This is a genomic window from Myxococcus vastator (assembly GCF_010894475.1).
GTDB lineage: Bacteria > Myxococcota > Myxococcia > Myxococcales > Myxococcaceae > Myxococcus > Myxococcus vastator.
Genome location: NZ_JAAIYB010000402.1, coordinates 1 through 7,747 on the forward strand (window position 1 = coordinate 1; position 7,747 = coordinate 7,747).

At 71.4% G+C, this 7,747-nt stretch carries 4 protein-coding genes; 1 reads left to right on the forward strand and 3 read right to left on the reverse strand.

Annotated elements, in window-relative coordinates; translation table 11 throughout:
* Window positions 1-109: 109 nt before the first annotated feature.
* Together G4D87_RS29525 and G4D87_RS29530 are read right to left on the reverse strand one after the other, a co-directional pair.
* Entirely contained in the window at window positions 110-499 is a 390-nt protein-coding gene (locus tag G4D87_RS29525) for a hypothetical protein (protein WP_163786041.1), read from the reverse strand.
* A gap of 53 nt (window positions 500-552) precedes the next feature.
* Complete coding sequence (locus G4D87_RS29530) at window positions 553-1,860, reverse strand: glycosyltransferase (protein WP_163786042.1); 1,308 nt, start codon at window positions 1,858-1,860, stop codon at window positions 553-555.
* 67 nt (window positions 1,861-1,927) lie between these two features.
* Here G4D87_RS29530 and G4D87_RS29535 point away from each other — a divergent pair, with 67 nt between their 5' ends.
* Complete coding sequence (locus G4D87_RS29535) at window positions 1,928-2,668, forward strand: competence/damage-inducible protein A (protein ID WP_163786043.1); 741 nt, start codon at window positions 1,928-1,930, stop codon at window positions 2,666-2,668.
* A gap of 25 nt (window positions 2,669-2,693) precedes the next feature.
* Here the strand turns inward: G4D87_RS29535 and G4D87_RS29540 are convergent.
* Window positions 2,694-7,747: tetratricopeptide repeat protein (locus G4D87_RS29540; RefSeq protein WP_163786044.1), on the reverse strand; the 5,054-nt coding region annotated here is incomplete at its 5' end.

The window sequence follows — 7,747 nt, forward strand, 5'->3', positions numbered from 1 at the left end:
GGGCGGGGGCTCTCTCGGGCCACAGTTGGTGAAGTAGGCCCGCTCCGGGTCGAAGACCGCCGAGGGCTTGAAGACGATGTCATGCGCCATGGGGGTTCTCTCCGCCGCGTTACGCTTCAATGCCGAACGCCGCGCGTGCCTTCGCGTTGCGCGCGGCCGTCTCCAGCCGCCGCTGGAAGCGGGTCTCGACCCGGTTCATCCGCTCATCGGGTTCAAAGGTCGTGTCGGAGAGGGCCTTCGCCACCCAGGGTTCGTCCAGGTCGAAGGCCCAGCCAAAGAGGGCCGCGAGCCCGACGAACCGCGTCTGCAGTTCGCCACTGGCGAGCCCGTAGCCGCGGGCGCGGGCCAGCCCCTTCCGGAGCTCCTGTCGCAGCGAGTCCCCGGAGAGGTCCTTGAGCTCGTCCGGAAAGTGGGTGCGCAGGTGCACCACCAGCTCTTCAATGAAGTTCGCCTCCCTGACGTCGCGCAGTGCTTCGACCTGGGCGTCACGGATGCGCACTTCACTCTCCTGGTAATACGTGGATTGAACGCTAACGGACAGTGAAGCCGAGTTCAAGCACGGTACGGGTTGACCGCCGACGAGGCCACCGGAGGGCACGTGTCCGCCTGGCGGTGGTTCCACCTCGAGTGCTCCTGCTCGATGAGCTGCACGGCGCGCGCGGTTCCGTCCTCTGCTCGGATGCGTTCGCCCAGCGCTGCCGCATGGGCCCGCACCGTTGGGGAGAGTGCCGTGCGGATGGCCTCCGCCAGACGTTCGGCGGTGAGCGACTTCTGTGGCACCGGCCGTGGCCCGACGCCCGCGCGTTGGACCATGTGCCCCCAGAACGGCTGGTCGCCGAGGAAGGGGCAGATGACAGTGGGCCTGCCCGCGCGCAAGCCCGCCATCGTGGAGCCGGCCCCTCCGTGATGCACCACCGCGCTCATTCGAGGGAACAGCCAGTCATGCGGCGCGGCCTCCAGCCTGAAGACGTTCGGCGGCAGCGCGCCCGTCTTCAAGCCTCCCCAGCCCGTGGCCAGCACCGCGCGCTCGCCGGTCAATGACAGGGCCTGCAAGACGGTGGCGCCACGCGCTTCAGCGTGCGCCGCGCCCATGCTGCCGAAGCCGACGTATACGGGCGGCGGCCCTGCCTCCAGGAACGCTTGTAGCGCCGCGGGCGGCGTCCAGCCCTCCGTCTCGTCGAGGAACCAGCAGCCCGTCACCTGCACCTGGGAAGGCCAGTCCGCGGGGCGCGGCAGCAACTGCTCGCTGTACGCGTACAGCGCCGGCACCGCGGAGCCATCGGCCTTCTTCATCGGGTCAGCGAAGCGTGAGCGCGGCGCGAGGCCCAGTGTCTTCACCCGGAAGTCGTTGGTCGCGCCAGCCCAGACCACGTTGGCCAACGTGATGAGCCGGTAGCTCAGCGCGTTGAGCCAACCGCCGAGCCGAAAGCTTGGAATCATCGGCACTGGAAATTCGCGCGTCGGCGTCAGCGGCAGCGGCATCGACAGCAGCTCGGCGGCCCCGAGCTTCTCCGCGATGTGGTGACTGCCCAGCGCCTTGGAGTGGTACACGAGCACGTCCGGCTGGAGCGCCTGCGCCGCTCGCCACTCGTCCTCCAGGCCCGCACGGATGATGGCGCCGAACCCCTTGAAGAGCCGCCGCTGCTCGGCGCGCGTCGGGGCGCGAAGGACCGCCTCCGTCAGCTCCAGCACCGCATTGTCCATGTGCGCGTACGGAACGCCGTGGCGCTCCACCATGCCTCGGAATCCGGTGGGCGTGCAGAGCGCCACGACATGGCCATGGGCCATCAGGGCCTTGGCGAGTGCGACGAAGGGTTGAACATCACCGCGGGTGCCGTAGGTGGAGATGAGGACGCGCATTGAAATTCCCCTCGGGTGTGTGGCTCAGCACCATCCCCCATTGGATTCGACTAGCATATCGCCCCTTATGGAGCGGACCGGCGCAGCGGCAGTCATCATCGGCAATGAGGTCCTGACGGCGAAGGTCCAGGACCTGAACGGGCCACACCTCATCCAACGCCTGCGCGAGGTGGGCATCCCCCTGCTCTCGGTGGAGACGGTCCTCGACGACGTGGACGCCATCGTGGACGCCGTGGCCCGGGCCCGGCGCAAGGCGCGCTACGTCTTCACCAGCGGCGGCATTGGCCCCACCCATGACGACGTCACCGTGCGCGCGGTGGCCCTGGCCATGGGACGGAAGGTGGTGCGGCTGCAGGAGATGCTGGACCTCATCATGTCCCGCGCCACCGAGGCGCGGCAGGTGACGCCGGAGGCCCTGCGGCTCGCGGATGCCCCGGAGGGCGCCGTGCTGCTGCACCAGTCCAGCACCTGGTTCCCCGTGCTCACCGTGGAGGACGTCTTCCTGCTGCCCGGCGTGCCGCAGTTGTTCCGGATGCAGTTGGAGACGGTGCTCGCGCGGCTGAGCGGGTCGCCCGTGGCGGTGAGCAGCCTCTACCTCCGGCTGGGCGAAAGCGACATCGCCGCCGTGCTGGACCGGGTGGCGCTTGACATGCCGCACGTGGCCATCGGCTCCTACCCGGAGTTCGACCCGGCCAAGGACTACCGGGTGAAGGTGACGGTGGAGTCCGCCCAGCGCGGGCCCGTGGATGACGCCCTGACGCGCATCATCACCGGGCTGCCAGAAGGCGCGGTGGTGCGGCGGGAGTAGGGCTCCCGCCGCGCCCTGAAGGCGCCTACAGCCCCAGGCCCAGCCGCTGGCGCAGCCGGAAGAAGTCGTCCGTGAAGGCCCACGCCAGAATCGTGCTCAGGCGCTCGACTTCGCGCACGGCCTGAATCATGGGCTCGGGCGTATCCAGCCGGGCGCCCGCGAAGTTCGGGTCCTCGCGCAGCACCATGCCCAGGCCCACCGCCACGTCGCCGCACATCAGCAGGCCCGCGCGGTCCGCGGAGTAGTCAATGGCCTCCAGCCAGGGCGCCAGGTCCACCTTCTGCGCGTCGCCCAGCGACATCGCCGGAGGCTCCAGCGCCTTGAGCGCCTTGCGCGGGAAGGCCCGCTTGAGCTGCTTCACCGACTCGTCGTTGCGCCGGCCCAGCGCGCTGAACTGCGGCGCGTGCAGGCGGATGGCGCTGCCGAAGAGGTCCGCCGTCTCACCCTGCGACAGCTTCTCCAGCACCGCCGTCTTGTTGAGCAACCCCAGCGCCGCGCGGCCCAGGAGGAACTTCTGCTCGCGCGCGTTGAAGCGCCGCACCACGTCCTGGCCAATGCACACCGACATGGGCTCCGTGGTCTCCAGCACCGTCAGCCCGCGCCGCGCCTGGTAGGCCTCGAAGCTCTCCACGCCGAACACCTGCGCCACGGCGCGGATGGCCTTGTACACGGCCGAGTCCGGCTTGAGCCGGTCCGCCTTCGGGTTGACGCCCACGATGTCGAAGTTGGGCGGGTACACCTTCTCCAGGTGCTCGCCCATCGCGCGCAGCACGTCGAGCAGCGGGCCCCGGGCCCCCGGGTGCATCAGCACCGTGTCCACGTCCGTCTGCGTCAGCCCCTCGCGCGCCTCCTGCGCCAGCCGCGTGCGGGCCTCCATGTAGAAGGCCAGCTCCACCTCGTTGGCGGAGCGCAGGAAGTGCAGCGCCGCCGACGCGCAGAACGCCTTGTCGAGCTGCTTCAGGCCCTCCCAGAGCTTGAACAGCGCATGCAGGCTGTCCACGCGCGTCGGGTCCTGCCGGAGAATCTGCCGGTGCTCCTCGATGGCCATCGACACCGATGACGAGTCCCGCGCGTACAGCTCCGCGAGCACCGCCCGGGCCTGGAGGTTCGTGCCATCCCCCTCCACCACCTGCCGGTACAGCGCGGTGGCGCGAGCGGGCTCGGACAGCGGCCCCGCGTACAGGTCCGCGGCCCGCATCCGCAGCGTCGCGGCGCGCTTGGGCTCCACGGCGAGCTGGCCCGCGGCCTGGGCCTCCAGGAGCTGCGCCAGCTCCGGCAGGTTGCGAGCACGCTCGTAGAGGACCACCAGCCGGTCCACCAGGGTGGGGTTGCCCGGGGACAGCTCCAGCGCGCGGCGGTAGAGCGGGGTGGCCGCGCCCGCGTCGCCCAGCCCTTCGTCATACGTGCGCGCCAGCTCCAGCGTGAAGCGGGCCCGCGGCTCCGGCGGCAGCTCCTGCTGGAGCAGCTTGTGCAGGCAGTCCACCGCGCCCGTCCAGTTGCGCGCCTGGGTGTGGAGCCCGGCCAGCCGCTCCAGCGCCTCCAGGTGACGGGGCAGGGTGGCCAGCACCGTCTGGTAGTGCGCCGCGGCGCGGCTCGCGTCGTTGAGGTGCGCCGCGTACAGGTTCCCCAGCGTCATGTGGAACTGCGCCAGGACGCGAGGGTCGCCGCCGAGCTGCACGCGCTGGCTCAGCATGGCCGCGGCCTCGGGGTACTGCTGCGCCTCCAGGAGCAGCGTGCCACGCAGCTCCAGCGCCTCCGGATGCCCCGGCCGCGCCGACAGCGCCTTCTCCAGCAGGTCCAGCGCCCGCGCGCGGTCATTCAGCGCGGAGTGGTGCAGACGCGCCGCGCTGACGAACGCCGTGGCCGCCGCCAGTCCGTCCCGCTGCGCCAGCTTCGCCTCGGCGCGCCGCTCCTGCAGGGCCGCCAGGTCCGCGGAGCCACCGCGCTGCGCCAGCAGCTCCTCCAGGCCCGCCTGCGCGCCCGCGTGCAGCGGATCCTTCTCCAGCGCCTGCCGGTACAGGGCCGTGGCGCCGTCCGGGTCATTCAACCGGCTGGTGGCCAGCTTCGCCGCGCCGATGAACGCCTCGATGGCGCCACGCGGATCGCGCGACACCCGGGCCTCGGCCTCCAGCGCGGCGCGGGCGCCCGCGAAGTCGCCCCGCTTCAAGGCCACGCGGCGAGCCCCCTGCAGCGCGGGCAGGCACTGCGGCTGGAGCTCCAGCGCCTGCCGGTAGAGCGCCGCCGCCCGCTCCAAATCGTTGAAGCGCGTGTCCGCCAGCTCGGCGGTGCGCAGCAGCATCTCCAGGGCCTCTTCGGCGTCCTGTGCGGACGCCAGCCGCATGGTGTACATGCGCGCCAGCCCCGCGGCGTCACCCGCCTGTCGCAGGCCGCGCTCCAGCAGGAAGGCCAGCCGCGCGTCGCCCGGGTCGGCCTCGAACGCGCGCTTGTAGGCCTCCAGCGTGCCCTCGGCGGGGCTGCGGTCCAGGTCCACGGCGGCGGACAGCCGCAGGGCCGTGGCCAGCCGCGGGTCCGTCACCCGGTCGGCGATGCGCTGGCGCAGCTCGGCGCGGCGCGGCCGGTCCGAGGCGCGGATGCGCTCCAGCAGCGTGAGGGCGGTGAGGTTGCCGGCGTCCAGCGCCAGCACGGCCTCGCAGCACTGCGACGCGCGCGAGGGCTCCTGGAAGCGGTCCAGGTACAGCCGCGCCAGCTTCAGGTACGCCGTCACCTTGGCCACGGACGTGCTGCCCACCTGCGTCTCGCGGTCCAGGATGCCGACCAGCTCCTTCACGTTGTCCTGCGCCAGGTACAGCCGCTCCAGCGCGCGCAGCGTGGCGGCGTGGGCCGGCGTCAGGCGCAGCACCTCCTGGTACGTGTCGATGGCCAGCTCGGGCCGCAGCAACTGCTCCTCCCAGATGGCCGCCGCCTGGTAGAGGGCGTTGGCGCGCTCCAGCGGGTCGGTGCGGTTGGCGGCCTCCGCGCGCAGCACCTCCACCAGGCTCTCCCACGCGGCCTGCGCGCGGTAGATGCGGGCCAGCGCGCGCAGCGCCGGGAAGTAGCTGGGCGCCAGCATCAGCGCCTCGTTGTACGAGGCGATGGCCTCGTTGTCCTGGTTCAGCCGCTGCTCGTACAGCTCGCCAATCTTGTAGATGAGCGCGGCGGCCTGCTCGGTGGACGCGGAGCTCTCCGACTCCGCCCGGTACATGTCCACCAGCTTCTCCCACCGGCCATCCTGCGCGTACAGGCGGCCCAGCGCCTTGAGCGCGGGGAGGTAGGACGGGGACAGGGCCAGCACGCGCTCATACGCGGCGATGGCGCCCGCGCGGTCCTTGAGGTGCTCGTCCAGAATCTCCGCGTTGCGGTGCAGCAGCGACAGCACCTGCTTGGTGTCGCCCGCGAGCGACGCCTCCAGGTCATGCGTCTCCAGCAGCTCGCGGAAGCGGCTGGCCCGCTCATGGAGCCGCGCGAGGTTTCTGATGGTGGGCAGGTGGTCCGACGCCAGGTCGAGGATGCGCTTCATGCACTCGATGGCGTGGTCCAGGTCGCCCAGCCGGTCCTCGTACACCACCGCCATCTTGTTCAGCGTGGTGATGAGCTGATCCCTGTCGCTCGTCTGGAGCAGGTCCTGCTCGTACATGGCCACCAGCTCCGCGAAGCGGCCCTGGCGCTCGTAGAGGCGCGTGAGGGCCTTCTGCGCGGGGAGGTAGCCCGGCTGCAGTTGGAGGCAGGTGTTGTAGCGGGAGATGGCGTCCTCCTGCCGTCCCAGCCGCTCCTCCAGGATTTCGGCCGCCTTGTACATGCGCGCGGCCTTCTGCTTCGCGTCCTCGGCGGCGGCGACCTCCGCGTCGAAGACGGCGACCAGCCGCTCCCAGTCCTGCATGCGGTAGTACAGCTTGCCCAGGCCCGCCAGCGCCGCCGCGTGGCCGGGGATGCGGGCGACAATGGCCTGATACCGGGCCGCCGCGTCCGACTCGCGCTTGAGGTCCTCCTCGTACAGCGCGGCCAGCCGCAGGTTGGTGGCCACCAGCTCGCTCTCGTCGTTGAGCGAGCCCACGCGCGCCAGCAGCACGTCCGCCAGCTCCTCGAAGCGGCCCTGCGTCTCGTAGATGCCAGCCAGCTCGCTCAGCACCAGCGGCTCGTTGGGGGACACCTGTCGCGCGGCGAGCAGCGCGGCCAGCGCGTCGTCCCTGCGGTTGTTGCGCTCGTAGACCTTGGCGATCTGCAGGTACGCGGGCGCCGCCTGCGCGCCCAGCGCGGCGGCCTCCGCCCCCAGCGCGGCGAGCAGCTCATCCACGCGGCCCTCGCGCTCGGCCAGGCGCTTCATGGCCGCCAGGAGCAGGAGGTCCGACCGGTCCAGCGCGAAGGCCTCACGGAACAGGGCCGCGGCGTTCTCCTTCTGCTTCAGCCGCTCTTCCAGCAGCAGGCCCGCGGCGGTGAGGTAGTGCGCGCGCAGCGATGGCTGCTGCACGGTGGCGGCGATCAGCCGATACACCTCCACCAGCGCGGGCACGTCATTGCGCATGGCGTAGACGGACTCGAGCTGGGTGAGGACGACGACGTCCGTGGGCCGGCGCTCCAGGCACTGCTTCAGGCACGCGGCGGACTCCTCGTCCCGCGACAGGCGCTCCTGGAGGATGATGCCCTTCTCGAAGAGCAGCGCGGCCTGGTGGCGCGCGTCGTCGGTGGCCGCCAGCTCCGCGTCCATCAACTGGAGCACCATCTGCCAGTTGCCCACGTCCGCGAAGAGCCGGCGGGCCGCGCGGATGTTGACGAGGTAGCGCGGCGCCAGCTTGTACGCGTTCTGGAACGCCACCGCGGCGTTGCGCGGATTCTTGAGCGGCTCCTCCCAGAGCAGGCCCACCTCGTGGAAGAGCAGCGCCGCCGCTTGGGGCTCCGAGACGCTGAGGGCCTTGGCCTCGCGCTCCAGGGAGGCGATGCGCTCGCGCGCTTCATCCTCGGCGCGGGTGTTGGCGGAGGCCGCGGGCGCTGTGGCCTGGGGCTGGGCCTGCGGCTCCGGGGCCGGAGCGTTGGGGCTCGCGGGCGCGCCGGACACAGGCAGGGGGGCCACGGGAACAGTGGTCC

What these genes read in the sequence shown, in the direction of transcription:
- G4D87_RS29530 (WP_163786042.1), bottom strand. Translation starts at nt 1,860, where the DNA reads ATGCGCGTCCTCATCTCCACCTACGGCACCCGCGGTGATGTTCAACCC.
- G4D87_RS29535 (WP_163786043.1), top strand. Translation starts at nt 1,928, where the DNA reads ATGGAGCGGACCGGCGCAGCGGCAGTCATCATCGGCAATGAGGTCCTG.